Annotated in this window: 1 protein-coding gene; it reads right to left on the bottom strand. The window is 49.2% G+C overall.

Features of this window, described 5'->3' with window-relative positions:
• Window positions 1-927 (bottom strand): hypothetical protein (locus GFJ41_RS17760; RefSeq protein ID WP_170075975.1); only part of this gene is annotated, 927 nt, incomplete at both ends.

Genomic DNA, 927 nt, shown 5'->3' with positions numbered 1-927 from the left:
ACTTCTGACTCAGACTCTACTTCAGATGCCGATGCTACTTCTGATTCTACTTCTGACTCAGACTCTACTGCTGATGCTACTGCTGATGCCGATGCTACTGCAGACGCTGACTCTACTTCTGACTCAGATTCTACTGCTGATGCTGACGCTACTTCTGATTCTACTTCCGACTCAGATTCTACTGCTGATGCTACTGCCGATGCCGACGCTACTTCTGACTCAGACTCTACTTCAGATGCCGATGCTACTTCTGATTCTACTTCTGACTCAGACTCTACTGCTGATGCTACTGCTGATGCCGATGCTACTGCAGACGCTGACTCTACTTCTGACTCAGATTCTACTGCTGATGCTGACGCTACTTCTGATTCTACTTCCGACTCAGATTCTACTGCTGATGCTACTGCCGATGCCGACGCTACTTCTGACTCAGACTCTACTTCAGATGCCGATGCTACTTCTGATTCTACTTCTGACTCAGACTCTACTGCTGATGCCGATGCTACTGCAGACGCTGACGCTACTTCTGATTCTACTTCCGACTCAGACTCTACCGCTGATGCTACTGCCGATGCCGACGCTACTTCTGACTCAGACTCTACTTCAGATGCCGATGCTACTTCTGATTCTACTTCTGACTCAGACTCTACTGCTGATGCCGATGCTACTGCAGACGCTGACGCTACTTCTGATTCTACTTCCGACTCAGACTCTACCGCTGATGCTACTGCCGATGCCGACGCTACTTCTGACTCAGACTCTACTTCAGATGCCGATGCTACTTCTGATTCTACTTCTGACTCAGACTCTACTGCAGACGCTGACTCTACTGCCGATGCCGACGCTACTTCTGATTCTACTTCTGACTCAGATTCTACTGCTGATGCTACTGCCGATGCCGACGCTACTTCTGATTCTACTTCTGAC

It is taken from the genome of Paraclostridium dentum, from assembly GCF_012922555.1.
GTDB lineage: Bacteria > Bacillota > Clostridia > Peptostreptococcales > Peptostreptococcaceae > Paraclostridium > Paraclostridium dentum.
The sequence above is the reverse complement of the archived record's forward strand: the minus strand, read 5'-3'. Positions and strand labels throughout refer to the sequence as shown.